This is a genomic window from Vreelandella rituensis, assembly GCF_003336665.1.
GTDB classification, from domain to species: domain Bacteria; phylum Pseudomonadota; class Gammaproteobacteria; order Pseudomonadales; family Halomonadaceae; genus Vreelandella; species Vreelandella rituensis.
Genome location: NZ_QPIJ01000024.1, coordinates 25,625 through 50,348 on the forward strand (window position 1 = coordinate 25,625; position 24,724 = coordinate 50,348).

A 24,724-nucleotide genomic window follows, 5' to 3' on the forward strand; every position below is an offset into this window, starting at 1 on the left:
TTTGCAAGACTGAAGTGCCCGATCACAAGGCTTTACACGCCATATGCACTGAATGACGCCTGCCTTGGGTCGCGACTGGTCTACGCCTGAGTTGTCTTCTCTGATTCATTGCTGAAGGCATGGAAGTAAAGCAGGGGGATGAGTACCAGGGTCAGCACGGTGGAGATGAGCACCCCGCTGGCCAGGGTGAGGCCAAGGGGTTCGAGCGACGGTTCGAATATGAGAACGCCGCTGCCGAACATGACGGTGGCGGCGGTCAAGATGATAGGGCGGGTACGTTGAGCACCTGCCTGAATAACCGCTTCCTTTAACGCCATGCCTTCATCCAGGCGCTTTTCGATGAAATCCACCAGCAGGATGGCATTGCGCGTCACGATACCGCCCAAGGCGATCACCCCGAGAATGCCGGTACCGGCAATATTGATTCCCCAGGCCCAGTGCGCCGGGATAACGCCGATAAAAACCAGCGGGATCGGCAGCATGATCAATACGGGCAGCCGATAGGAACGGAACCAGCCAGCCAGCAAGACGTAGATCAAAATCATCACCACCAGTCCGGCTACGCCCAGGTCCCGGTAGACATCCCGCGTCATCTCCCATTCCCCCGACCAGTAGAGTACCGGCTCCGTGGCTTGGTCGGGCGGAGCAAGCCAGCGGATGTCGATATCCGGCTCTCCCAAACCGCGCAAGGATTCCAGCTGAACGGTGAGCGGCTGGGCCACTGAGCGATCCAGATCGGCAAATACGGTAGTGACCGGCATGAGCCCTCGGCGAAAGCGTGCCTGGTCGCCTTCGCTATGGTTGAAATCGACAATCGATTCCAGAGGCACGGCTCGGTCATTCTCGCTGATCACATACAGGCTTCGCAGTGCCTGCTCGCTTTCCCGGTCGGCTCTTGCGAGGCGCAGTATCACTGGGACCGGATCTCTGGAATGGGGCATTCCCGACCAGTTCGCCAGTGTTTCTCCCTGAATCGCCAGGTACAGGGTGCGGGTCACTGCGGCGGGAATGACCCCGAAGGTCGCAGCCCGCTCCGGGTCAACCTCCAGGTTGAGTGAGGGAAGCGCGAGAGAAGGCTGCTGCTGCGTGGAAATCACGCCTTCTTGTTCACTAAGCCATTGCTCAATGCGGTCTGCCGTTGCCTGACGTATCGCGGGGTCCGGCCCGTAAATTTCAGCGGTGATCGCACGGTCGCTGCTGGGTCCGGAAGGAATGCGCACTATGTGGCCTTTCCCTCCATAAGGCGCCAGCCAAATGCTGAGGTTACGAGCAATCTCTCGGCTGATTTGGTAGCTCTGGCGGTCTCGCTGATCTTCCTGGACGAGCTCGATGTGTAGCGTGAGATCCCGAGGCGCTTTTGCCTCAGGCGAATAAAGTGCTTCAGGGGGATAAATCAGCGGGGTGGAGAGGCCCGAATAAATGGTCACGGCCTCAACTTCCGGGATCTCGCGCAGCTGTCTGTTGAGCGCCGAGGCTGCAGACAAGGATTCGGTCAGCGTCGAGGCGGGTGGCAGCTCGATATCCACAGCAAAGACGTTGCGGTCGAGCAGAGGGGTCAGTCCTATCTGGACGATACGCAGGCCGACGAGTGAAAAGCTCGCCAGAAGAAGCACGACCAGCACCAGGTAAAACAACCAGCGCAGAGAGGCATGAGCAAAGAATGGCGAGAGCAGGCGGCGATAATGCCTTACCAGGGGGGCTTCGTTTTGTTCCTCTTGTTCTTTTTTGTCCCGGTCTTCGTCTCGATTTTTGTCTCTATCATCGGGTTTGCGGTCTTTTCCGCTTTTATTGCCCTCGACTTTGAGCAAACGAAAGCCGAAGTAGGGGGTTATGGTGAGCGCGACCAGCAGCGAAAACAGCACGGCCGCCGAGGCGCCAATTGGAAGGGCGCGCACATACTGGCCCATCTCGCCGGTGATGTAGGCGGTCGGCAGCAGGGTGGCCACCACCAGCAAGTCAGCAAGGATAGTCGGATTTCCCACCTCGTTGACGGCCTTTACCGTCAGTTCCCGGCTTTTTTCTCTGGCGCTTCGAAAGTGGCGAGCCACATTTTCAAGCATGACCACGGCATCGTCCGAGAGAATACCGATAGCCAGGATCATGGCCGCGATCGACACCGGGTTGAGGGTAAAATCGAAGCGGTTGTAAAGATAAGGCACGATCGAGAGAGACGCGGGCATCATGATGGCGATAATGAGTGCCGCACGCCAACCGAGCCCCAGCCAGATAATGCCGACCACCACCAAGGTGCCGGTCAATAGCTGCACCAGCACATTGTAGACCCGCTCGGTGGCATCGATGCCTGCATCGTGGCTGACAGTCAGCTGCGCCTCCGCAGGCAGAGAGTGGCTGGCGAATTCGGTCAGCCTTGCCTGTACCTGTCGGGTGACATCGCTGACGTTCATGCCTTCAAGGGTCGTCACCGCCAGCGTAACGGCAGGGAAGGGAACCGATTGGTCCCTTTGCCAGTGCAGGACACCTTGATATTGCTCTACACGGCCAATTTTGATGTCAGCCACTTCCTCCAGATATACCGGCCCCCCGCCATCCTCGCCTACCGGCAGTCGGCCAAGTTGCTCGGGGCTGGTGATCGTCATGCCGACCTCAAGGTCGGTGACCGGGGCGCTTTCGAGCCGGCCTGCGGGAAGTTGCTGGTTCGCCCCGGCAATCGCTTCGGCAAGCCGGTTCAGGGAAATATTCCGGGCGGCAAGCGCCGTCGGCTTGGGCAGCACCTCGATGGCAGTGGGGTCACCGCCAAAGTGCTCGACACCCCGCACGCCGGGAATTGTCTGGATATTCGCTGCAAGTTCGGTAGCAATGTCTTCCAGCCCGGCAAGGCTCAGGGTTTTGCTGCTGAGGGTGGCCAGAAACACCACCAGACGACTCTCGCCGAAGACCTGGATGCTGGGAGGTTCGGCGGTTTCGGGTAGCTGGCTGGCGCGGGCCTGGAAAATCTCATTCAGCTCGGAGAAAGCAGACGCCTTGGGTGTGCCTGCGACGAACTCAACCGAGAGCAGCGCTGCATGGTTGGAGCTACTGCTGCGCACCTCTTCGACCGACGCGATCTCACGTACCCAGCCTGCCGTTCGGCGTGCCAACTGGTCGTCGACACGCTCGATCCCTGCGCCTGGCCAGGGAAGCAATACCACGGCTGTGGGTACATCAATGTCGGGGCGATCTTCTCGCGGGGTAACCAGAAGCGCATAGCCGCCCAGTAGGAAACAGGCCACGACGAACAGCGGCACCAGCGGCGAATCCAGTAAGCGGTTGGCGATATGTCCGGCAAGACCCAGGCGCAAGTCATTCCTCCCCGAGGCTTTGATCGGTCCTCTGGATGCTGACCTGCTGGCCGTCCTGAAGCGCTGGGGAAGGGTTCAGTACCACAAGCTCACCTACTGCCAGGCCCTGAGTGACGGGTATCAGATTCTCCGCGTCTGCAGGCGGCGCTGTTGTCTTTATCCAGCGCAGATTCAGCGCCGGCTGTTGATTCGAGTCATCCACCACCAATACCCCCGTGAGCTGGCCCCGCCGGATCAGCGCCGCCTGAGGCAACCCCACCCAGGCATCGCCCGAGTCTTGTCGCCCGGAGCGCTGGGTCGGCACTATCACACTGACCACCTGGCCGGGTCTCAGGCCCTCTGGTGGGTCGTCAACTGAAAGCCTCAGGCGCTGGCCGGTGCCTTGATCGTTCAGCGCGGGTATCACGCTGACCAGCCGTGCTTCGGTCATCGTCTCGTCAGAGCCGGAAAGCACCGAAAGTTGCTGGCCGGGAGCCAGCAGCTCTGCCAGCTCACTGGAAACCGGAACATCGATTTGTAATCGACCACGTTCTTCGAGCACCACCAGTGGCTGGCCGGGGCCGACAAAGCTTCCGGCATCCAGCAGGGTTTCAGTGACCTGGCCTGCGAACGGGGCGGTCAGGCGGGTGTAGCTGCGGTTTGCCTGTTGCGCCTTGAGTTCTGACTGGGCTGCTTGCAACTGAGCCTCCAGTTCACTCACTCTGACATCAGCCTGTTCGGTGCGCACTCGGGCAATCAAGTCTTCTGCATAAAGCCTTTGCAGCCGTTGGCTTTCCAGCCTTGCCTGCTGAAGCGCGGCCTGTGCCGCCGCGACCTTTTCCTGAGCAGCGGAAATGGCTGCTTCCACCTCTCTTGCATCCACCGTGGCCAATAGGTCGCCTGTTTCCACCCGGTCGCCGGGCGATGCGGGAACCGAGGTCAAGGTGCCCGACACTCGAGTGCTCAGCACTGCTCTTTTTCCGGGACTCACCACACCGGGAAGTTGGCGGGTCGAGGGGTAGCGCCACTCGATTGCTTCCCCGACGTTGACGGTAGGTGTTGCGGCTGCTTCCTCGGTGGGTTCAGGGGCTTCGTCGGAACACCCCGTCAGCATAAAACCAGTCAGTATGAAAATGGCAGCCAGCGACAACAGAAGGCGAAACAGATCCTTCATCGGAGCGGGTCCTTCAGCGCCAGAAGTGGGTCGTAACCATGCTGAAGATAGTAGTTCATACCGGCAAGAACGGCTTGATAGCGGGTATTGATCAGGGCGAGGCGCTCGCGGTCGAGCCGGGCCTGGGTGGCCAGAAGGTCGGTCATCGAACCAAGGCCTTCTTCATAGCGCCGCAACGCCAGCTGGTTGGCTCTTTGTGCCGCCTCCTGGGCTTTTTGGGCCGCATGCCAGCCAGCCCAGCCAGCTTCCCACTGGCTCATGGCGATGGCTTGCTCTTGCTGGATACGCCGCCGGGTTTCATCGAGTTCCACCCGTGCACTGCGTTCTTTAGCCTGTGACTCGGCGATTCTACCTTCACGGCCAAGACCATCAAAAAGGGTCCACTGGAGGTTGACCGCGACCAGCCATCCATCCCCGCTGGTATTGAGTGGCTCATCGCCGTCAAGCCATTGTTGCCGGGCCAGCAGGTTCACGTTAGGCAGCCATTCGGCCCTTGAGGCTTTTACTGCGGCGCTGGCAGCCGTGGCGGCTAATTTTCTGGCTTGCAGGTCCTTTCGCGACTGAGTAGCGTCGATCCCGACGGGAGGCGCAGGTTCCGGCAAGGCGCTTGATAGCGCCACCTCTTGCTGGGGTGCGATGCCCAGCAGGCGTTTCAGCATAAGCTTTGCTTGGCGCTTTTCGGCTATCGCTTGTGCCACCCGGGCTTGGGCTGCGGCCAGCTCAGCGTCTGCCTGTTCGGTATCCAGGCGCGATGCCATGCCTTCTCGATAGCTTGCCTGGGCCAGCCTGGCGGATGCCTGAGCCGCAAGCAGCGACATTTGTGCGGTTTCCTCGCGCTGCTGCTGGCGGATGAAATTGAAATACAGGCGCGATACTTCCAGGCGGATGGCCTGTTGTCCCCATTGCTCCGCATAGCGGCGAGCATCCACATTTAAAGCTGCGCTTTGTCGGGTCTGAATGGCATCGGCATTGAACAGCGGTTGTGTCACCTGAATGCCCGTCAGGGTGCCCTCGACCGGGCCGAAATCCCTGCGCTGGGTGGTGAGAGGTATGCCCAGGGTGGGAACCGGCACGCCGGTAATAAATGAGGAATCCGCTCTCAGCCAGGTAGCATCTGCGCTAATGGTGGGGAGGTAGGCTTGAGCTGTCTGCTGATGAGTGGCTTCTGCGCGCTGGGTTTCAGCCGCGAGTGACTGCAGGGTGGTTGCCTGCTCCCGGGAGATAGCCAGTGCTTCCTCCAGCGACAGCGCGCTGGCGGCCTCGGGTATCAATAAAACGAACAGTATCGATGCCCATTTGAATGGCGATGGGGTTCCCTTTTTACTCATGGTCCGTGAACTTTTCTCTATTTCCTGAGTGTTTCTTCGAGCGTGTTGCTTCGAGAGTGCTTCGCCGAAAGCGCGGGGCAGCAAGTCGGCGTGTTCTGAGCGTGGGTCAAGCGGAACGGGGCGTCAAGCGGAGTTAGGCGCTTTCCAGCTCCTCGATCATGCGTCTTGCCGCATTCGAAAGGGTCCGGTTGGTATGCACCAGATAGCCCAGCGGGCGGTGGATCGGGGCGGTGTCTACCCCAAGCTCGATAAGCTCGCTGTCGATCATCTTTTCCGGCAGCAGGCTCCAGCCCAGCCCTACGCTGCACATCATCTTCAGCGTTTCCAGATAATTGGTCGATATACTCACCGGCAGTTGCAGGCCTGCTTCGGCGAAACGTTGCTCGATCAGCGAACGGGTGAACGTCTTGGCTCCCGGCAGCACGCAGTTATATTGGCACAGCGCTTCCAGCGAAAGACGCCTTTGGCTTGCCAGGGGATGGTCGGCGGCGCATACAAAGCACAATCTATCGCGCCATAACTCGACCACGTGAAGTTGCTCAAAAGGGTGGGGCGCAAGGGTTACCACGGCCATTTCCAGGGTACCGTCCAATACGCCCTGGTAGGCATGTTCGGAATCGATAAAGTGCAGGTCCAGCTCCACTTCCGGGTGACGCTGAGTGTATTGCTTTAATAGCGGGGGGAGCCGGTGCAGGCCGATGTGGTGGCTGGTGGCCAGGGTCAAGCGGCCGCCCACATGGCCTGATAGGTTGGCGAGTGCCCGGCGGCTATCTTCCACCGTGAACAGAATGTGCCGCGCCTGGGGAAGCAGCACGCTGCCTGCCTCGGTAAGCGCGATACGCCGCCCGATGCGGTCGAATAGGCGCGTGCTCAACTGAGATTCCAGGGTGGCGATGCGTTTGCTCACCGCCGGCTGGGTAAGGTGCAATTGTTCAGCGGCGCGCGAGAAGCTTTGCGTATCGGCCACGGCCAGAAAGGCTTGCAGGCTTTGGGTATCCATTTGGTATTCCAGTTTGGAATCTAAAGCATGAATAACATGAATTGCATTTATGTGCAGCTCGCGTAACACTCAGGCATCACCGGCGCGAAGACGCTGGCAAGACACACTAGCAGGGCACCGCCCGGGAGAGCACATGTCAGGTCAAACCCTTTACGACAAACTCTGGTCGCAGCATTTGGTCAAGCAGCGTGATGACGGCACCGCGCTGATCTACATCGACCGCCATTTGTTGCATGAAGTGACGTCTCCCCAGGCGTTCGAGGGCCTGCGCTTGGCTGGGCGCAAGCCGTGGCGCCTAGATGCCAACCTGGCGACGCCGGACCACAACGTGCCGACCACCATAAAGGAGCGCGCCGAAGGCAACGCCGGGATCAAGGACGCGACGTCCTTGATCCAGGTGCAGACGCTGGATGAAAACTGCCTGAGCTTCGGTATTGAAGAATTCAAGATCAACGACCCACGCCAAGGCATCGTGCACGTGGTAGGCCCGGAGCAGGGTGCCACGCTGCCCGGCATGACAGTGGTATGCGGCGATTCGCATACCGCGACTCATGGGGCCTTCGGTGCTCTGGCGCACGGTATCGGCACCTCGGAAGTCGAGCATGTGCTGGCGACCCAGTGCCTGCTGGCGCAGAAAATGAAGAACATGCAGGTGCGTGTCGAGGGTGAGCTGGGCACCGGCGTTACCGCCAAGGACGTCGTCTTGGCCATTATCGGCAAGATCGGTACCGCGGGCGGCACCGGTTATGCAATTGAATTCGCCGGTGACGCCATTGCCTCGCTTTCCATGGAAGGCCGCATGACCGTGTGCAACATGGCCATCGAAGCGGGTGCCCGGGTGGGCCTGATCGCCGTCGACGACACCACCATCGATTACCTGGCGGAGCGCCCTTATTCACCCAGGGGCGAGCAGTGGACGGCGGCGGTCGTCGATTGGCGCCATCTGGTATCCGATGACGACGCAGCCTTCGACAAGGTGGTTACCTTGAAGGCCGAGGACATCGAGCCTCAAGTGAGCTGGGGAACCAGCCCGGAAATGGTCACGGGTATCTCCGGTCAGGTGCCCGACCCCGCTGCGGCTTCCGATGAAACCGTGCAGCGCAGCCATGCACGAGCGCTGGAATACATGGGGCTTTCGGCCAATCAGAAGATCACCGATATCAAGCTGGACAAGGTATTCATCGGCTCCTGTACCAACTCGCGGATCGAAGACCTGCGTGAAGCGGCCAAGGTGGCACGTGGCAAGAAGGTTGCCGATTCGATCATGTTGGCGATGGTGGTGCCGGGGTCGGGTCTGGTCAAGCGTCAGGCGGAAGCGGAAGGGCTCGACAAGATATTCATCGAAGCGGGCTTTGAATGGCGCGAGCCGGGCTGTTCCATGTGCCTTGCGATGAACGCCGACAAGCTGGGCGCCGGTGAGCACTGTGCTTCCACGTCCAACCGTAATTTCGAAAGTCGCCAAGGCTACGGCGGGCGCACGCATCTGGTCAGCCCGGCCATGGCCGCCGCCGCCGCTATCGCCGGACATTTCGTGGATGTGCGTGGGCTCGATAGCGCCGCCAATGACCCCACTCTCGTCAAGGAGGCCTGAACCATGCAAAAATTCGAACGCTTAGAAGGCTTGGTGGCGCCGCTCGATCGAGCCAATGTCGACACCGACCTGATCATTCCCAAGCAGTTTTTAAAATCTATCAAGCGCACCGGGTTCGGGGTCAATCTGTTCGATGACCTGCGTTATCTGGATGAAGGCTATCCCGGCCAGGATATCGCCGGCCGCCCCTTGAATCCGGATTTCGTGCTCAATCAACCCCGCTACCAGGGCGCCAGTGTCTTGCTTGCGCGGCGCAATTTCGGTTGTGGCAGTTCGCGTGAACATGCTCCCTGGGCGCTGGAGGATTTCGGCTTCAAGGTGGTGATTGCGCCGAGTTTCGCCGATATCTTCTACAATAATGCGTTCAAGAACGGCATCTTACTGGTGACCTTGGCCGAAGAAGAGATCGATCGGCTATTCCAGGAAGTCGAGCCTAACGAAGGCTATCGCCTGGATATTGACCTGGAAAACCAGCGTCTGATCACGCCCTCCGGTGAAGTGCTCGAATTTGACGTGGATGCCTTCCGCAAGCACTGCCTGCTGGAAGGGCTCGACGACATCGGCCTTACCTTGAAGGACGAAGGCGCCATTCGTACGTTTGAAGCTCGCCACCGCGTCCAACGGCCCTGGCTGTTCCGCGAAACCATGAAGGTTGGCTGATGCCTGAATCGCTGAATTCTATTAAGAGTTTTCAAGGAATTTAATTTAAGGAACCAGGATGATACGCAAGATTTTGCTTTTGCCGGGTGATGGTATCGGTCCGGAAATCAGTCTTCAGGCATCGCGCCTGCTGGCGGCTTGCCAGGAAGCCGGCTTGGATATCGCCGTGGAAGAGGCGCTGGTGGGGGGCGCGGCCTATGACGCCCATCTGGACCCCTTGCCTCCGGAAACCTTGCAGAAAGCCAAGGACGCCGATGCGATTCTGCTGGGCGCCGTGGGCGGCCCCAAGTGGGATACGTTGGAAGATCTTTCCAAACGCCCGGAAAAAGGCTTGCTGGGGCTGCGCAAGCACTTGGGTCTGTTCGGTAATCTGCGCCCGGCGATTCTGTATCCGCAGCTGGCCGAGGCATCCTCGCTCAAGCCCGAGATCGTCTCCGGCCTGGATATCATGATCGTGCGCGAGCTCACCGGGGGTATCTATTTCGGTCAGCCGCGCGGCATCGAAATGCGCGACGGTGAGCGCGTAGGCTTCAATACCTACGTGTATTCCGAATCCGAAATCGAGCGTATCGGGCGCGTCGCCTTCAAGATGGCGCGTAAACGCGGCAAAAAGCTATGCTCGGTGGACAAGGCCAACGTTCTGGAAGTCACCATTCTGTGGCGTGAAGTCATGAACCGCTTGGCTTCGGAATATCCGGATGTCGAGCTTTCGCACATGTACGTGGATAACGCCGCGATGCAGCTGGTGCGCGCGCCCAAGCAATTCGATGTGATCGTCACCGGCAACATGTTCGGCGACATTCTCTCGGATGCCGCCGCCATGCTGACCGGTTCCATCGGCATGCTGCCTTCGGCATCGCTCAATGAAAGCGGTCAGGGCATGTACGAACCCTGCCACGGCAGCGCCCCGGATATCGCCGGGAAGAACGTGGCCAACCCCTTGGCGATGATGCTGTCGGTGGCCATGATGCTGCGTTATTCGCTCAGTGAGCCGGCATTGGCCGAGCGTATCGAGGCAGCCGTGGGTCAGGTGCTGGATGGTGGTCTGCGTACCGCGGATATTGCCTCTGAAGGCATGCGGACGGTTTCCACCGACGCCATGGGCGATGCGGTATTGGCGGCTTTCGCTCGAGGCTGATTGCGCTTTTAGTGACCCAGTAACAACAGGGTAGCGACGAATGCACGCCACGGGGCCTTCTGCGAGATCGCCCTGGGGTGTGTATAATGCAGCTTTCATTCTTTGCTGGAGGGCTTCACATGTTGAAAGTCGGTTTCGTCGGATGGCGTGGCATGGTGGGTTCGGTACTGATGCAACGCATGCAGGAAGATGGTGACTTCAATGGCATCGAGCCGGTGTTCTTCACCACCTCCCAAGTGGGGCAGCCGGGGCCTGATGTCGGCGTCGACGTACCTGCGCTGAAGGATGCCTTTGCCATTGATGAGCTCAAGGCGCTGGATGTGATCATTACCTGCCAAGGGGGTGATTACACCGGTGAGGTCTACGCTAAACTGCGCAAGAGCGGCTGGCAGGGCTATTGGATCGATGCCGCGAGTACGCTGCGCATGGAGGATGAAGCCACCATCGTGCTCGACCCGGTCAATCGCAAGGTGATCGACGATCAGCTGGCCAAGGGCGCCAAGACGTTCGTGGGCGGCAACTGCACCGTCAGCCTGATGCTGATGGGCCTGGGCGGGCTGTTCGAGGCCGATATGATCGAGTGGATGACCTCGATGACCTATCAGGCGGCCTCCGGTTCCGGCGCCAAGCACATGCGTGAACTGCTCAACCAGATGGGCGCACTGCGTGACAGCGTCGGCAATGAACTTGCCGATCCGTCCAGCGCCATCTTGGATATCGATCGCAAGGTGACGGCAGCCATGCGTAGCAGTGAGTTTCCCACCGATAACTTCGCCGCGCCGCTGGCGGGTAGCCTGTTGCCCTGGATCGACACCAAGCTCGAAAACGGCCAGAGCCGTGAAGAGTGGAAAGCCGGTGTCGAAAGCAACAAGATCCTCGGCCTGCGCGACAACCCGGTGCCTATCGACGGTCTCTGCGTGCGTGTCGGCGCCATGCGCTCGCACAGCCAGGCCTTTACCATCAAGCTCAGGCAGGACGTGCCGCTGGATGAGATCGAAGATCGTATCGCCAGCCACAATGAGTGGGTCAAGGTCATTGCCAACGACAAGGATGCCACCATCAAGGGTCTGACGCCGTCAGCCGTTACCGGCACCCTGGATGTACCGGTAGGGCGTCTGCGCAAGTTGGCCATGGGGGGAGAATACCTTTCTGCCTTTACCGCCGGCGACCAGCTTTTGTGGGGTGCTGCGGAGCCGCTCAAGCGGATGCTGAAAATCCTGCGCGAGCAGTAATCGGCTGATTTTTTAGCAAATAAGCATGAGCTAGCGTCGACCAGTCAAAACGGAGAGCTGACAAGGTTCTCCGTTTTTTTATGCGTTTCAGTCCCCGAGTATGATAAAACTAATTCAAAATCTTCAAGATTCTTTCAAGTCGATTGTTTACGAAAGGCAGCTGTTTTGCAGAGACAGACGTTGAATTGTTACTCCAAGGGATGTTCATGAGACATACGTTTACGTTCGCCATGCTGTTGGTACTGCTGTCCACCAGCCCGTTGGTCATGGGGCTGGGTCTGGGGCAGGCCACAGTGCAATCCCCACTCAATACGCCATTGAAGGCGTCGATTCCGCTGATTGATACCAGTGGTTTTGACGTCGAGCAATTACGCGTGCAGATAGCCGATAAGCGGGATTTCGAGGCAATCGGCTTGTCGCGTACGCCGCTGGCGGCCAGCGTTCGGGCGAATATCAGCCGCGAACAGGGCGAGTGGCAGGTGCAGCTTTCCACACAGCGCCCCGTGAACGATCCTTGGCTGGACCTCTTGCTGTATCTGGATTCTCCCCAGGGACGACAGATGCGCGAAGTCACCTTGCTGCTTGACCCGCCGGACTATGCATCCATGCCTTCCTTGGAAGAAGGCTCGCCTCAAGCATCCCCTGATGCCTCGGTATCGCCAAGCGCTTCGATATCACCCAGTGCTTCGGCATCGCGCTCCACCACTGCGTCGGTTGCCCAGCCTTCCTCATCGGCTAGCCGGGCGCCTGGTCGCCAAGCGGCGGGCAGTGCCTATATCAGCCGGGGCGATACATTATGGAGCGTGGCGGAGCGCCTGCGCCCGGCTGAGGCCAGCGTTCAGCAGATGATGATTGCCTTGCTCGAAGCCAACCCCGAGGTGTTCCCCTCCGGCAATATCCATGAAATGCGCGAAGGGCTTACCTTGGAGGTGCCGCAGCCAAGCCGGGTAACGGCCCGCTCTCCCGAGTCGGCGGCCGGGACCATTCAGGCGATGAACCAGGCCTGGACTCGTCGGGACGGCGGTACTCCCGAGGCGGTGCCGCTACCTGCCGTGCAGACATCCGAGCCAATACAGCTGAGTGAGACGGCGATTGCCGCTTCAATGGCGCTGGCAGGGGTAGTCCAATCAGAGCAGGTGCCTGAAGCGCCGAGCAGGGAGGCGCTTGCAGAAGAGCGGGCGCGTCTGGCTGATCTTGAACAACGCTGGGAGGAAAGCCAGGCAACCATTCAAAGCTTGCTTACGGAACGTGAGTCGCTGCATGAGGAAGTCGATCAGCTGCATGGGCTACTTTTCACGCTGCGCGAGGAATTGGACGCCTTGGCCACGGCTCCCCCGAAAGTCGCCCAGGCCACTCAGGATGACCCTTGGTGGCAGGCGGGAGCAGCGCTCTTGCAGCGCTATCAGTGGTGGGTAGCCGCAATCGCCATTGCGCTCCTGCTGGCGCTATTGGCGGTGCTGCGCCGCCGTCGCGATACCTGGGAAGAACCAGTGGTCGCCGGGCCTGATGCGTCAAGAAGCGAGCCCCAGGTGTCGGGTTCCGGGGTTTCCAGTTCGGCAAGAAGTGCGACCTCATCGATACACGCCCGGAACGAGGCGCAAGCGACGCCTTCCACAATAGTCCCTGCATCACAAACCGAGGCGTTGTTGCATGACGAAGCGCCGGGTATGAGTGTTGCGGACGACTACGCAGCATTTGATGATCGAGACGAGACGGCGCCTTCCGCACACGGCGAAGCTGCTGTCGAGCCCGAGCCTCTCACCGAAACTCCTTTGCAATGGGACGATAGCGAGACACCGCTGGACAGAACCCAAGCGGCCGGCTTGGCGGAACAGAACCGTCGCCGCCGATACACGCTGCAAAACGTCGATACCTTCGCCATGGAGGCTGATCCGCTGTCTCAGCCAAAGGCGGCACCCATGAAAGCGCTGTTACACGAAATGTCGATGGACCAAATGTCTCCAGTGTCGACGGCTGAAAAGCCTTCGGAGCCTCTTGATGAGCGGTCGGTAACAGAGCCATCTGTGGGATCGGAAACGCCTGAGGCGCCAGCGCCGGTCAATCAGGACCGCGCGCGCATGGTCGATTATGAGCCGCCCGTGCTAAGCAGCGAGGAGACGGTGCGGGAAGAAACCCCCATGCAGCCGACGATCGACTTCACGTCGGAGTCTCGTTCGCCCGAGGCTCCTGCCCTGAACGCCCGGCCGCCAGAAAAAACGCAGGGGCAGTCTTACGCCTATGACACAAAGGGTTTCGGTGGTCAGCCGGAGGTCGATTGGGAAATTGAAGAGGTGGCATTCGACGCGCGTGATCTGGATAATGGCCAGCCGGCCGATAAACCCAAAGCCGATTCTTCGCGCCACTCCCGTGATGCGCCGCCTGCCTACAGACCCGATGCCAAGCAATGAACCAGATATACCATCTCGATGAACATCAACCGCTTCCAGGGCGTCTAGCCATGGGGGTGGAATATGACGGCAGTGCCTATTGCGGCTTTCAGCGGTTGACCCATGCCGCCTCGGTTCAGGCCTCTCTGGAAAAGGCCTTGACGCATATCGCCAATGCCCCGGTGCGCGTGAAGGCCAGCGGGCGAACGGACACCGGCGTGCACGCCACGCGTCAGGTGATGCACTTCGACCCTCCGACGGCGCGTTCGGAAAAAGCCTGGGTCTTCGGCGTCAATTCCAAGCTGCCGCGGGACATCGCGGTGCGTTGGGTCAAGGCGGTGCCGGATACCTTCCACTCGCGCTTCGATGCCCTGGGGCGACGCTACCGCTACATCCTGCTCAACCAGATGAGCCGGCCGGTGCTCGAGCGAGCCAACGTCACCTGGTGTCGTGACCACTTGAATGCCGAGGCCATGCATATCGCCGCCCAGGTGTTGGTGGGTGAGCATGATTTCACAAGCTTTCGTGCGGCGGGCTGCCAATCGCGCACGCCTTGGCGGCACCTGCATTTCATCGATGTCAAACGCCATGGCCCGTTGGTGGTGGTGGATGTGCAAGGTAACGCCTTCTTGCATCACATGATTCGTAATATCGTCGGCGCCTTGGTGACGGTAGGGCGCGAAGAGCAGGGCACCGACTACCTTGCTCGACTGCTGGCCTTGAAGGACCGTCGGCAGGCGGACGTGACGGCACCCGGCTGCGGGCTGCACTTCGTCGATTCACTCTACGACGAGCGTTTCGACTTGCCCAAGGAATTATTGGGGCCTAATTTGCTGGCGTTTCTGGGCGAGCGGACGGGTGAGCGTGGCCTGCCGGATTGTCCCCTGGTGACGTCTCGCCGCGAAAGATCAACGGTTGAGCGGGGCAAAACGCTTGAAGGAGGGCAGTATGAGCCAACCCGAAAAGATATGGGCTAGAACCCGGATCAAGATGTGCGGTCTGGGCCGGCCGGAGGATGTCGACAAGGCCGTGGCGCTGGGGGTGGACGCTATCGGTTTCGTCCTGTGGCCGCACAGCTCGCGCGCTGTGTCTGTTGAGCAACTGGCTGTCCTGTCCGCGCGAGTACCTTCCTTCGTGACTCGGGTCGGGTTGTTTGTCGATCAGTCTCCGGACTTTATCGAGTCTTGCCTGGCTCACCTGGATTGCCTGCAGTTTCACGGTGACGAAACTCCGGAGGCCTGCGATGCCTTTGGAAAACCCTGGTACAAGGCGTTGCGCATGCGTGACGGCCTTGATTTGCAGGCTGCCGCCGCACGTTATCGTAACGCCGGCGCCTTGCTGCTGGATGCGTATCGTCCCGGTGTGCCGGGAGGAACGGGTGAGACCTTCGATTGGTCGAGAATCCCCGCAAGCCTGGCGAAACCTGTTATCCTCGCCGGGGGGTTGACGGCGGTTAATGTCGCTCAGGCTGTGGCCAGCGTGGCGCCTTTTGCGGTTGATGTCTCCGGCGGCGTGGAGTCTTCCCCCGGCCACAAGGATGGCGAAAAAATGGCGGCCTTTGTCCGCCAAGTAGCGCAGGCCGACAATCGTTGATCCGTTGCCCTTAAGTAGGTGGCATGCGAGACATTGCTTGAATGATGTGAAGCATGTCGCGGCGTTTTTATATCGTTGTATTCATTTAATTTTTGCCTGTTCTGGCGATCCTGTGAGGTACTAACCGTGACCAAGTTCAGCGACCTGACCCGAATGCCGGACGCCCGTGGCCATTTTGGTCCCTACGGCGGCCGTTTTGTTTCGGAAACCCTGAGCTTTGCCTTGGATGAGCTGGAGAAGATCTATCTGGATCTTCGCGATGATCCCGCCTTCCAGGCCGAGTTTGACTATGACATGGCCTATTATGTCGGCCGTCCCTCGCCGCTTTATCATGCCGAGCGATGGTCCAGGGAGTTGGGTGGTGCACAAATTTGGCTTAAGCGGGAAGACCTCAATCACACCGGTGCTCATAAGGTGAACAACACCATTGGCCAAGCATTGCTGGCTAAGAAGAGTGGCAAGCCGCGGGTGATCGCCGAGACCGGCGCCGGTCAGCACGGGGTGGCCACCGCCACGGTCGCCGCCCGCCTGGGGCTTGAGTGCGAGGTCTACATGGGCGCCGCGGATGTGGAACGTCAGAAGCTCAACGTCTACCGCATGCATCTTCTGGGTGCCAAGGTCATTCCGGTGGAATCCGGCACCCGCACGCTGAAAGATGCCATGAACGAGGCACTGCGTGACTGGGTCACCAACGTCGACGACACCTTCTATATCATCGGCACCGTAGCCGGGCCGCATCCTTATCCGATGCTGGTGCGCGATTTCAACGCCGTGGTCGGCCGGGAAGCCCGGCGCCAATCACTGGAGCAAATCGGTCGTCTGCCCGATGCGCTGATTGCGTGCGTGGGAGGCGGCTCCAATGCGCTGGGGCTGTTCTATCCCTTCGTGGAAGATGACGACGTGGCGATGTACGGTGTCGAGGCTGGTGGCGATGGGGTGGAAACCGGGCGTCATGCGGCTCCGCTTTCCTCTAACGCGCCACGCGGCGTATTGCACGGCAACCGTACTTACTTGATGTCCGATGAAGCCGGTCAGGTCTCTGACACGCATTCGATCTCCGCGGGCCTGGATTACCCCGGCGTAGGCCCCGAGCATGCGCTGTGGAAGGACGTGGGGCGGGTCAAGTACGTCACGGCCAACGACCGCGAAGTGCTTGAAGCCTTTCGTGAACTGACGCATATGGAAGGCATCATGCCGGCCCTTGAGTCAGCCCATGCGCTTGCCTATGCCAAGGTGTTGGCACCTACGATGCGTCCCGATCAGCATATCGTCGTCAACCTCTCCGGGCGTGGCGACAAGGACATCATGACAGTGGCCAAGCTTGACGGCGTCGAATTTTAAGGGCTCAAGATGAACCGTATCAATCAACGTTTTACCGACCTCAAGCATCAGGGCCGCAAGGCTCTGATCCCCTTTATTACCGCCGGCGACCCGGCCCCCGAGCATACCGTGGGCTTCATGCATGCGCTGGTCGAGGCGGGTGCCGATATCATTGAGCTAGGGGTGCCGTTCTCTGACCCGATGGCCGATGGTCCGGTGATTCAGAAAGCCTGTGAGCGCGCCCTCAAGCATGGCACGCGTCTCAGCCATTTGTTCACCATGGTTGAGGAGTTCAGGCAAAGCGATACCACCACACCGGTGGTGTTGATGGGCTACCTTAATCCTGTGGAGCGACTGGGCTACCAGGCGTTTGCCGACCAGGCGGCGAATGCCGGGATCGATGGCGTTCTGACCGTGGATATGCCCCCGGAAGAGGCAGATGAATTTGGCCCCATTCTCAAGGCGCGCGGATTGGCATCAATCTTTCTGGTTGCCCCTACCACTTCCAATGAGCGTGCCGCTACAATATGCGCTCACGGGGAAGGCTATCTTTACTATGTGTCGCTGAAAGGCGTGACCGGTTCGGCCTCATTGAATGCCGATGATGTTGCCAGTCATCTGGCACCCTTGCGTGAAATGACTGACTTGCCGCTATGTGTGGGTTTCGGTATTCGTGATGGTGCCACGGCCGCTGAAGTGGCCAAGGTGGCGGATGGCGTTATCGTGGGTAGCGCCTTGGTCAATCAAATAGCCGAAAACGCCGACACGCCGGAAATCATCCCCGGTCTGCTGAAAGCCGTCCTGGGTGAGATGCGACACGCGATGGATGCATTGAACCGCAACTGAATTTACTTTTTGTGTAATTTCATGACACTTACCGAGCCTGGCATCGCCAGGCGTTGACTGCATAACGGAAACCTTTCTGATATGAGCTGGTTGGACAAGATCGTGCCCTCCATGGGGCGTATCCAGCGCAAAGACCGCCGCGCCAGCGTGCCGGACGGTCTGTGGCGTAAGTGCCCTAAATGTGAAGCGGTACTTTATCTTCCCGAGCTTGAGAAGCATCACAGCGTCTGCCCCAAATGTGAGCACCACTTGCGTTTGACCGCACGTAAGCGTCTGGACTGGTTTCTGGATAAAGACGGGCGCAAGGAAATCGCCGCTGATATTGAGCCGATCGATCGTCTCAAGTTTCGTGATACCAAGAAATACAAGGATCGTCTGGCAGCGGCCCAGAAGGATACCGGCGAGAAAGATGCGCTGGTGACCATGAAAGGGCAATTGGATGGCCTGCCCGTGGTGGCGGTGGCCTTCGAATTTACCTTCATGGGTGGCTCCATGGGATCGGTGGTAGGTGAAAAATTCATCCGTGCCGCTACATTGGCGCGTGAAGAAGGTATTCCGCTAGTGTGCTTTGCCGCCTCCGGTGGGGCACGCATGCAGGAAGCCTTGTTTTCCCTGATGCAAATGGCCAAGACCTCGGCGGCGCTGGAAGCGCTCAAACAAGCCGGAGTCCCGTATATATCGGTATTGACCGATCCGGTATTCGGCGGCGTCTCCGCCTCCCTTGCGATGTTGGGCGATTTGAATATTGCCGAACCCAATGCCTTGATCGGCTTCGCCGGTCCGAGAGTCATCGAACAGACGGTCAGGGAAACCTTGCCTGAAGGCTTTCAGCGCAGTGAGTTTTTGCTCGAGCACGGCACCGTGGACATGATCATGCATCGCCACGAGATGCGCGCACGCATCGGCGCCATTCTGCGCAAGCTGACTCACCAACCGGCTATTGTCACCGGGGAGCCTGTCGAGGAAGCCGTTATAAGCGGGAATGCCGAACCATTGCTGGATGAACCCCCTGTCGCTGATGCCGCGGAGCAGGATGCAGCAGCCACTTCCGCCACCCAGGATAGCGATGAGACTCGGCACGAGCCCTCGTCCGCTGTGGATGAAGATCGTTCACGCAATGCCTGATACGCTCAATGGCTGGCTGCGTTATCTGGAAACCTTACACCCTGTGGGTATCGACATGGGGCTTGAGCGGGTAGCCGCCGTGGCTGATCGAATGGGACTCAGGAAGCAGCCATTGGCTGCTTCCGTTATTACCATCGCAGGTACCAACGGCAAGGGTTCGACCCTGGCCATGGTGGATCGCTTGGCACGTGCGCATGGACTTTCCGTGGGCACCTATACGTCACCCCATTTGCTGCACTATAACGAGCGGATTTGTCTTGACGGCATTAACGTCACCGATGACTACCTGATCAAAGGGTTTGAGCAGGTGGAGCATGCACGCCTGCAAGACCCCGCCATCAGTTTGACTTACTTTGAAGCAGGCACGCTGTGTGCCCTCTGGTGCCTGGGGCAGTCAGCGTTGGATCTTGTGGTGCTGGAAGTGGGCCTGGGCGGCCGCTTGGACGCAGTCAATATCCTTGATGCGGATGTGGCTGTGGTCACCACCATTGCGCAGGATCATGCGGGTTTTCTGGGAACCGACATCGAACAGATTGGGCGAGAGAAAGCCGGTATTTTTCGCCCGGCCCGTCCGGCGGTGCTGGGAAGCACAAGCTTGCCGGTAAGCGTCAGGCAAACCGCCGAACAGCTGGGCGCCCCGGTCTATGCCTTGGGCGAATCGTTCAGTCGCCATCCACATGCCGCGGGTTGGGCATGGCAAGGCATGGATCAAAGTGGCCAGGCTATTACACTCAAGGCGTTACCTGACCCCGGCTTACCGTTGGATAATGCGGCAACGGCTTTGCAGGCGCTGACCCTGAGCGGGGTGTCGCTTTCAGAAGCGCGTTGTCGGGAAGCTCTCGCCGATGTAAGGGTGCCGGGTCGTATGCAGTGGGTGGGGCAATGGTGCCTGGATGTGGGGCATAACCCCCATGCAGCAGCCTATGTGGCTGGCCAATTGGAGCAGAAGCTGTGCACGGGACGCACCTGGGCCCTGCTCGGCATGCTCGAGGACAAGGATGCCGAGGGTGTTATTGACGCCCTGGCAGCCGTCGTCACGCACTGGGTTTGTGTCGACCTTGAAGGCGAGCGAGGTCGTTCGGCGACTGACCTGGCGCAACGCCTGGAACATCGCGGCCTTGCCGTGAGTCATATAGCTTCGACGCCTGCACAGGGCGCCCACTGGCTAGGTACGCAACTGAACGAATCGGATCGCGTATTGGCCACAGGATCATTTGTCACTGTCGCCGAATTATTGGGCATGGCGCTACCGCAGGCAGTGACCTTGCCTGTTGGAGAAGGAAATGAAATACGGCATGACTGAACGCGTAAGTGGTATCGTTATTCTCTTGGCATTGGCCGCGATCATCGTGCCTTGGTTGATGAGCGACCCCGCGCCACGTGAAGAGCGCCCACGCCCCAACCTGACCATCGAACAGCCCATCGACGTGGAGCGTCGCGATGTACCGCGCCCGGAAATACCCGCTTCAGTCGAGCAGCTTTCTACCCAGGAGCAGGATGTCCCGGCAATCGAGCAGCCCGTCGAGATTGATCCCATCGAAGTAAGCCCCCGCGAGCCGGAATCGACAGCGCCCGAGACAGCGCAACCCGAGCCAACACAGCCACGCGATCCGATTGCCGAGCTGGTGGCGGCAAACGAAACGAGCGGGGCAAATGATGCTAATGCAGTGCCATCGGCTTCCTCTCAGGGAGATTGGGCAGTACAGGTCGGCAGCTTCGGTAATCCCGATAATGTGGAACGCTTGACCGAGCAGCTAGAGAGCCAGGGCCTGATGGTTTACCAGCGCCAGCGCGAGGGCAACCTGACCACGGTTTTTGTCGGCCCATTCGATACGGCTGAAGAAGGCGAGCAAGCGATGCTGGCAGTGAAGCAACGCGCCAACCTTCAAGGATTGCTGGTCAGGGTGAAAGAGTAACCATGGCATTGACCTGGATCGACGCCGTATTTCTGGCGGTGCTGGTGCTTTCCATGCTGGCGGGTTTCACCCGAGGTCTCGTGCGTGAGGCACTCGGCCTGGCCGCTTGGGTGGTGGCATTGCTGGTCGCCAGAATGCTGGCCGAACCCGTCGCCGAGATGCTCAGTGGTCTGATCGACAGCCACGACGCCAGGCTGGTGCTGGCCTTCATTCTGGTGATTTTTGCGGTACTCCTGTTATGCGGCATTGGTATCCGTGTACTGCACGCGGCAGTCGAATGGGCTGGCATGGGGTTTTTCAATCGCATGGCGGGCACCGTCTTCGGCGCTGCCCGGGGTGCAGCCATACTGGTGATCGCCACCGTTCTTATCACCTTGACCCCTTTATCAAGTCTTGATGCCTGGCAGGATGCCTCGCTACGCCCCACGTTCGAGCAATTGCGTGATTGGGCGGTCAGCCAGCTGGATAACTGGGAGCGTGATCTTCCCGAAACGCCAGCGTCGTTAAGGGATATTTCACTTCCACAACTGAATCGCCATGTGCCGGGGTTGAGCCACTAAACCTCATCCCCATGAATTTTCAGACTCGTCACCGCGAGTCGATGTCTCAAGCGAGGTAACTGGAATGTGCGGTATTGTGGGCCTTCTGGCCAAGCAAGCAGTGAATCAGGGAATTTACGATGCCCTGACGGTGCTTCAGCATCGCGGCCAGGATGCAGCCGGCATGATGACCTGGCATGAAGGCCGCTTTCTGTTGCGCAAGAGCAACGGCTTGGTGCGTGATGTCTTTCACACCAGGCACATGGCGCGCCTGCAAGGCAAGCTTGGCATCGGGCACGTGCGCTATCCGACGGCGGGCTCTTCCAGTGAAGCCGAGTCCCAGCCGTTTTATGTCAATTCGCCTTATGGGATCGCCTTGGCTCATAACGGTAACCTGACCAATTCCGAGCAACTCAAGCAGGAATTGTTTTCGACCGATCTGCGCCACATCAATACCAGTTCCGACTCCGAAGTGCTGCTCAATGTGTTCGCTCATGAACTGGGCAAGCAGGGGCTGCATCTGGAATCCGAAGACATCTTTGATGCCGTGCGTCGCGTACACCGTCGCTGCAAGGGGGGCTATGTCGCCGTGGCGATCATCAACGGCTTCGGCATGGTGGCGTTTCGCGACCCCCATGGCATTCGTCCGGTGGTATTCGGGACTCGTGATCAGGGCGACGGCCAGGAAGTCATGATCGCTTCGGAGTCGGTGGCGCTGGATGTGGGCGGCTTCGAGCTGGTGCGTGACCTGTCACCGGGTGAAGCGATTTTCGTCGATATGCAAGGTAAGATACATACTCAGGTATGTGCCGACCGCCCAAGACTTACTTCCTGCATTTTCGAGCATGTCTATCTGGCTCGCCCGGACTCGATACTCGATGGTGCCTACGTTTACGGCACGCGTATGGAAATGGGGCGCAAGCTCGGCGATCGGATCATGCACGAATGGCCGGACCATGATATCGATGTGGTGATTCCGATTCCGGATACGTCGCGCACCTCGGCGCTGGAAATGGCCCAGCACCTTGGAGTGACGTACCGCGAAGGGTTCATGAAGAATCGTTATATCGGCCGTACCTTCATCATGCCCGGCCAGACCCAGCGCAAGAAATCGGTGCGTCAGAAACTCAACGCCATCGCCATCGAATTCAAGGACAAGAACGTGCTGTTGGTGGATGATTCCATCGTGCGTGGCACCACTTGCAAGCAGATCATCCAGATGGCCCGCGAAGCAGGCGCGCGCAACGTGTATTTTGCTTCTGCAGCACCGCCGGTGCGTTACCCCAATGTGTACGGTATCGATATGCCGGCGGCCAGTGAGCTGATAGCGCATGGGCGTACCGAGACGGAAGTGGGTGAGTTGATCGGCGCCGACAGGATCTTCTATCAGAACCTGGAAGACCTGAAAACCGCCTGTCGTGACGTCAACCCGGCACTCGATGAATTTGACTGTTCCGTATTCGATGGTGATTACGTGACCGGCGATATCGATGATGCCTATCTCGCCGATCTTGAAGAAAGCCGTAATGATGCTTCCCGCCAGAACAGTGCCGGGGACCATGCATTGGTGGATATGCACAATCAAGATGACGATGACATCGACTAAAGGGCAGGTCATGCGAGACGAAAGCAATCCGCAGGGATGGTCGCTGGACACCCTGGCGATCCGTGCCGGTCACGAGCGCACCTTCGAGCAGGAGCATTCCGAGCCGATTTTTCCCACCTCGAGCTTTGTCTATGGCAGCGCAGCGGAAGCTGCGCGCAAGTTCAGCGGGGAAGAGCCGGGGAACGTCTATTCCCGCTTCACCAACCCCACGGTGAGCACTTTCGAAAAGCGGCTGGCGGCACTGGAAGGCGGCGAACGTTGCGTGGCGACGAGTTCGGGTATGTCGGCGATTCTGGCGACGGCCTTGGCACTGCTTTCCAGCGGCGATGAAATCGTGGCTTCGCGCTCGCTGTTTGGCTCCACCGTGAGCTTGTTCGATAAATATTTGGGCAAGCTGGGTATCACGACACGTTACGTTGAGCTTTCCAATCTCGACGCCTGGGAAGCGGCTATCACGCCGCAAACCCGCCTGTTGTTTGTTGAAACACCCTCCAATCCCTTGTCGGAAGTGGTGGATATAGCCGCTCTGGCGGAGCTCGCCCACCAGCATGAAGTGTTGTTGGCGGTCGATAACTGCTTCTTGACGCCGGCGCTTCAGCAGCCGCTTGCCTTGGGTGCCGACCTGGTGATTCATTCGGCCACCAAGTACCTCGATGGCCAAGGACGTGCCGTGGGTGGCGCTGTGGTAGGCAGTCATGCCCTGCTGGAAGAAGTGTTCGGCGTGGTGCGTACCTGCGGCCCCTGCATGAGTCCTTTCAATGCCTGGATATTCACCAAGGGATTGGAAACTTTGTCGCTGCGTATGCGGGCGCACTGCGAGAATGCCTTGGCGCTGGCTCAGTGGTTGCAAGCACATCCGGCGGTAAACAAAGTGTATTACAGCGGCTTGCCGGATCATCCTCAGCACGAACAAGCCAAGCGTCAGCAAAAGGGCTTTGGTGCAGTGCTGGGTTTCGAGGTGATCAATGGCCGCGAAGGTGCCTGGCAGGTAATCGATGCCACGCGTATGCTCTCGATTACCGGTAATCTCGGCGATGTGAAAACCACCATCACCCATCCGGGAACCACTACCCATGGCCGTTTATCGGAAGCGCAGAAGGAAGCCGCCGGTATCGCTGAAGGGCTGGTGCGGGTAGCGGTAGGTCTGGAAAGCCTCACCGATATCAAGCGAGACTTGGCGCTTGGGTTGGACAGCCTGCTCTCTGACTAAACGTTACCGCACCGAACGTTCCAAGTAACGCGGATGCGCATATGCCTAGCGCCGGTCGGGAATTTTCCACCGGCGCTTTTTTTCGCCGTAACGCCGGGGATCGATGGTTTTTACGAATGGTCTATTCAGGTTTATTCAGCGGTTTTCCTAGCGTTACCCGAGTATGCTGCTTTCTAAGCCAATGCTGGAGGGAAAACATCGATGTGGCGCAATACACATAATGGCTGGGGTATCGTCAGCATTGCCTTGCACTGGCTGAGTGCGGTTGCCATCATCGGACTTTTCATTCTTGGCTGGTGGATGACGGGTCTGGATTATTTTCACGGCTGGTACAACCTGGGGCCTTGGTGGCACCGATCCGTCGGAATGCTGGTATTGTTCACCACCCTGGCACGATTGATCTGGCGATTCTGGCAACCCGTTCCGCTGACTCATGGCCCCCGTATGGAAAGGCTCGCGGCCCATTTTGGTCATGTCGCTTTATACGTACTCATGCTGGTGGTGATGATCAGTGGCTACATGATTTCCACCGCTAAAGGCCGTGGCATCAACGTATTTGGTTGGTTCGAAGTGCCGGCACTGGTTTACGATCTACCGAATCAGGAAAGCCTGGCGGGAACCATTCATTGGTACAGCGCCTTGTTGTTGATGTTGATGGTACTGGGACATACTGCCGCGGCACTCAAGCATCATTGGATCGATCGTCACGATACCTTGTTGCGAATGCTTGACCCAAGGCGAACCAGATAGCGTTGCACCCGCCAGTATCAAGCTCGGTATC

General features: G+C 59.0%; 20 protein-coding genes. 16 read left to right on the forward strand and 4 right to left on the reverse strand.

Annotation, left to right across the window (positions count from 1 at the left end; genetic code table 11):
• Positions 1-80: 80 nt before the first annotated feature.
• The 4 genes from DU506_RS11085 to DU506_RS11100 form a co-directional block, all read right to left on the reverse strand.
• A complete protein-coding gene (locus tag DU506_RS11085) occupies positions 81-3,299 on the reverse strand; it encodes an efflux RND transporter permease subunit (protein ID WP_181870742.1) in 3,219 nt (1,072 codons plus the stop codon).
• 1 nt (position 3,300) lies between these two features.
• Entirely contained in the window at positions 3,301-4,452 is a 1,152-nt protein-coding gene (locus tag DU506_RS11090) for an efflux RND transporter periplasmic adaptor subunit (protein WP_114487002.1), read from the reverse strand.
• Positions 4,449-5,780, reverse strand: a complete 1,332-nt coding sequence (locus DU506_RS11095) for a TolC family protein (protein ID WP_114487003.1) — start codon at positions 5,778-5,780, stop codon at positions 4,449-4,451. The genes DU506_RS11090 and DU506_RS11095 overlap by 4 nt, the downstream gene beginning before the upstream one ends.
• 133 nt (positions 5,781-5,913) lie before the next feature.
• Positions 5,914-6,780: a LysR family transcriptional regulator gene (locus DU506_RS11100; RefSeq protein ID WP_114487004.1), complete on the reverse strand. Its 867-nt coding sequence runs from the start codon at positions 6,778-6,780 to the stop codon at positions 5,914-5,916.
• Between the two features lie 133 nt (positions 6,781-6,913).
• On the opposite strand from DU506_RS11100, the gene leuC reads away from it, so the two are divergent.
• From leuC to DU506_RS11180, 16 genes are all read left to right on the forward strand, one after another.
• Positions 6,914-8,371 (forward strand): 3-isopropylmalate dehydratase large subunit, encoded by a 1,458-nt coding sequence (gene leuC, locus DU506_RS11105; protein ID WP_114487005.1) that lies wholly within the window; start codon positions 6,914-6,916, stop codon positions 8,369-8,371.
• 3 nt (positions 8,372-8,374) lie between these two features.
• Positions 8,375-9,031 (forward strand): 3-isopropylmalate dehydratase small subunit, encoded by a 657-nt coding sequence (gene leuD / locus DU506_RS11110; protein ID WP_114487006.1) that lies wholly within the window; start codon positions 8,375-8,377, stop codon positions 9,029-9,031.
• Between the two features lie 58 nt (positions 9,032-9,089).
• Entirely contained in the window at positions 9,090-10,169 is a 1,080-nt protein-coding gene (leuB, locus tag DU506_RS11115) for a 3-isopropylmalate dehydrogenase (protein ID WP_114487007.1), read from the forward strand.
• A gap of 119 nt (positions 10,170-10,288) precedes the next feature.
• Positions 10,289-11,401 (forward strand): aspartate-semialdehyde dehydrogenase, encoded by a 1,113-nt coding sequence (asd, locus tag DU506_RS11120; RefSeq protein ID WP_114487008.1) that lies wholly within the window; start codon positions 10,289-10,291, stop codon positions 11,399-11,401.
• A 206-nt stretch (positions 11,402-11,607) separates the two neighbouring features.
• Positions 11,608-13,809, forward strand: coding sequence for a type IV pilus assembly protein FimV (locus DU506_RS11125; protein ID WP_181870743.1), 2,202 nt, complete (start codon positions 11,608-11,610; stop codon positions 13,807-13,809).
• Positions 13,806-14,765, forward strand: coding sequence for a tRNA pseudouridine(38-40) synthase TruA (truA, locus tag DU506_RS11130; RefSeq protein ID WP_114487010.1), 960 nt, complete (start codon positions 13,806-13,808; stop codon positions 14,763-14,765). Before DU506_RS11125 ends, truA begins: the two co-directional genes overlap by 4 nt.
• Positions 14,737-15,381 (forward strand): phosphoribosylanthranilate isomerase, encoded by a 645-nt coding sequence (locus DU506_RS11135; protein ID WP_114487011.1) that lies wholly within the window; start codon positions 14,737-14,739, stop codon positions 15,379-15,381. The genes truA and DU506_RS11135 overlap by 29 nt, the downstream gene beginning before the upstream one ends.
• A gap of 153 nt (positions 15,382-15,534) precedes the next feature.
• Complete coding sequence (gene trpB / locus DU506_RS11140) at positions 15,535-16,722, forward strand: tryptophan synthase subunit beta (RefSeq protein WP_114487027.1); 1,188 nt, start codon at positions 15,535-15,537, stop codon at positions 16,720-16,722.
• Between the two features lie 9 nt (positions 16,723-16,731).
• Positions 16,732-17,547 (forward strand): tryptophan synthase subunit alpha, encoded by an 816-nt coding sequence (gene trpA / locus DU506_RS11145; RefSeq protein WP_114487012.1) that lies wholly within the window; start codon positions 16,732-16,734, stop codon positions 17,545-17,547.
• A gap of 81 nt (positions 17,548-17,628) precedes the next feature.
• Positions 17,629-18,672, forward strand: a complete 1,044-nt coding sequence (gene accD, locus DU506_RS11150; protein ID WP_114487013.1) for an acetyl-CoA carboxylase, carboxyltransferase subunit beta — start codon at positions 17,629-17,631, stop codon at positions 18,670-18,672.
• Entirely contained in the window at positions 18,614-19,975 is a 1,362-nt protein-coding gene (gene folC, locus DU506_RS11155) for a bifunctional tetrahydrofolate synthase/dihydrofolate synthase (protein WP_235825536.1), read from the forward strand. The genes accD and folC overlap by 59 nt, the downstream gene beginning before the upstream one ends.
• Entirely contained in the window at positions 19,968-20,588 is a 621-nt protein-coding gene (locus tag DU506_RS11160) for an SPOR domain-containing protein (protein WP_235825538.1), read from the forward strand. The genes folC and DU506_RS11160 overlap by 8 nt, the downstream gene beginning before the upstream one ends.
• Positions 20,589-20,590: 2 nt before the next feature.
• Positions 20,591-21,148, forward strand: a complete 558-nt coding sequence (locus DU506_RS11165) for a CvpA family protein (RefSeq protein ID WP_114487016.1) — start codon at positions 20,591-20,593, stop codon at positions 21,146-21,148.
• Positions 21,149-21,212: 64 nt separating this feature from the next.
• Positions 21,213-22,733: an amidophosphoribosyltransferase gene (gene purF, locus DU506_RS11170; RefSeq protein ID WP_114487017.1), complete on the forward strand. Its 1,521-nt coding sequence runs from the start codon at positions 21,213-21,215 to the stop codon at positions 22,731-22,733.
• 10 nt (positions 22,734-22,743) lie between these two features.
• A complete protein-coding gene (locus DU506_RS11175; RefSeq protein WP_114487018.1) occupies positions 22,744-23,943 on the forward strand; it encodes an O-succinylhomoserine sulfhydrylase in 1,200 nt (399 codons plus the stop codon).
• Positions 23,944-24,144: 201 nt separating this feature from the next.
• Positions 24,145-24,693, forward strand: coding sequence for a cytochrome b (locus tag DU506_RS11180; RefSeq protein ID WP_114487019.1), 549 nt, complete (start codon positions 24,145-24,147; stop codon positions 24,691-24,693).
• Positions 24,694-24,724: the final 31 nt, after the last annotated feature.

Excerpts from the sequence above, each read along its gene's own strand:
- trpB (WP_114487027.1), top strand. The coding sequence starts at position 15,535 with ATGCCGGACGCCCGTGGCCATTTTGGTCCCTACGGCGGCCGTTTTGTT.
- DU506_RS11175 (WP_114487018.1), top strand. The coding sequence starts at position 22,744 with ATGCGAGACGAAAGCAATCCGCAGGGATGGTCGCTGGACACCCTGGCG.
- DU506_RS11090 (WP_114487002.1), bottom strand. The coding sequence starts at position 4,452 with ATGAAGGATCTGTTTCGCCTTCTGTTGTCGCTGGCTGCCATTTTCATA.
- DU506_RS11100 (WP_114487004.1), bottom strand. The coding sequence starts at position 6,780 with ATGGATACCCAAAGCCTGCAAGCCTTTCTGGCCGTGGCCGATACGCAA.
- DU506_RS11135 (WP_114487011.1), top strand. The coding sequence starts at position 14,737 with ATGAGCCAACCCGAAAAGATATGGGCTAGAACCCGGATCAAGATGTGC.
- trpA (WP_114487012.1), top strand. The coding sequence starts at position 16,732 with ATGAACCGTATCAATCAACGTTTTACCGACCTCAAGCATCAGGGCCGC.
- leuC (WP_114487005.1), top strand. The coding sequence starts at position 6,914 with ATGTCAGGTCAAACCCTTTACGACAAACTCTGGTCGCAGCATTTGGTC.
- purF (WP_114487017.1), top strand. The coding sequence starts at position 21,213 with ATGTGCGGTATTGTGGGCCTTCTGGCCAAGCAAGCAGTGAATCAGGGA.
- DU506_RS11180 (WP_114487019.1), top strand. The coding sequence starts at position 24,145 with ATGTGGCGCAATACACATAATGGCTGGGGTATCGTCAGCATTGCCTTG.
- DU506_RS11095 (WP_114487003.1), bottom strand. The coding sequence starts at position 5,780 with ATGAGTAAAAAGGGAACCCCATCGCCATTCAAATGGGCATCGATACTG.
- DU506_RS11165 (WP_114487016.1), top strand. The coding sequence starts at position 20,591 with ATGGCATTGACCTGGATCGACGCCGTATTTCTGGCGGTGCTGGTGCTT.
- leuB (WP_114487007.1), top strand. The coding sequence starts at position 9,090 with ATGATACGCAAGATTTTGCTTTTGCCGGGTGATGGTATCGGTCCGGAA.
- asd (WP_114487008.1), top strand. The coding sequence starts at position 10,289 with ATGTTGAAAGTCGGTTTCGTCGGATGGCGTGGCATGGTGGGTTCGGTA.
- DU506_RS11125 (WP_181870743.1), top strand. The coding sequence starts at position 11,608 with ATGAGACATACGTTTACGTTCGCCATGCTGTTGGTACTGCTGTCCACC.
- leuD (WP_114487006.1), top strand. The coding sequence starts at position 8,375 with ATGCAAAAATTCGAACGCTTAGAAGGCTTGGTGGCGCCGCTCGATCGA.
- folC (WP_235825536.1), top strand. The coding sequence starts at position 18,614 with ATGAGACTCGGCACGAGCCCTCGTCCGCTGTGGATGAAGATCGTTCAC.
- DU506_RS11160 (WP_235825538.1), top strand. The coding sequence starts at position 19,968 with ATGACTGAACGCGTAAGTGGTATCGTTATTCTCTTGGCATTGGCCGCG.
- accD (WP_114487013.1), top strand. The coding sequence starts at position 17,629 with ATGAGCTGGTTGGACAAGATCGTGCCCTCCATGGGGCGTATCCAGCGC.
- truA (WP_114487010.1), top strand. The coding sequence starts at position 13,806 with ATGAACCAGATATACCATCTCGATGAACATCAACCGCTTCCAGGGCGT.